1 protein-coding gene is annotated in these 602 nt (G+C 41.4%); it reads right to left on the bottom strand.

Going from position 1 to position 602, the window contains the following annotated elements; genetic code table 11:
* A partial coding sequence (locus tag FK268_RS26035) for a DNA repair protein RecN (protein ID WP_205124540.1) occupies positions 1 to 575 on the bottom strand: 575 nt, incomplete at its 3' end.
* Positions 576 to 602 lie beyond the last annotated feature (27 nt).

Genomic DNA, 602 nt, shown 5'->3' on the forward strand with positions numbered 1-602 from the left:
TGCCAGCGGATTTTCATCTGTGAAATCTTCTGCTCAAGCTCTTCAATTACCTCTTCAGAGACATCTTGCGTACTAAGCTCATGTTCGAGCTCTTGTTGCTTTGTTAAGAGGTTGATAGGGTCAATACGATGTTTCCGTGCTAGGCTATTGAGCTCCTGCATACGGCTTTCAACTTGACGCAGCTCTTCTTGATCAAAGCCTTCATGATCCATTCTCGCATTGAGTTCATTCTCCGATTCACTGCAGAGGATAAGAGCATTATCGATCATCTCCTTGATATCTTTAACGCTAGGATCAAAGTTTTCAATTGTCTGTAATGATTGTTCAAGCTGAGCTAATTTTCGGGTAATGCCATACTCATCATCACTTAGATAGTTGATCGCCTCCTCTAATGCGGCAATTCTCAATTCAAAATTATTAAGGTGATCGAAACGCTCATTGATCGCTTCCCACTCCCCTTCTTGCGGCTTGATGCTCTTAAATTCTGCAAGTTGGAATTTTAGAAAATTGATCCGATCTTGTGTGCTCTCATCACGATTTTTAAGTTCATTGAGTTTACTCTCTAACGTCTGCATCTCGCGAGTAAAGATCGCTAACTCATC

Source organism: Tsukamurella sputi (assembly GCF_007858445.1).
GTDB lineage: Bacteria > Actinomycetota > Actinomycetes > Mycobacteriales > Mycobacteriaceae > Tsukamurella > Tsukamurella sputi.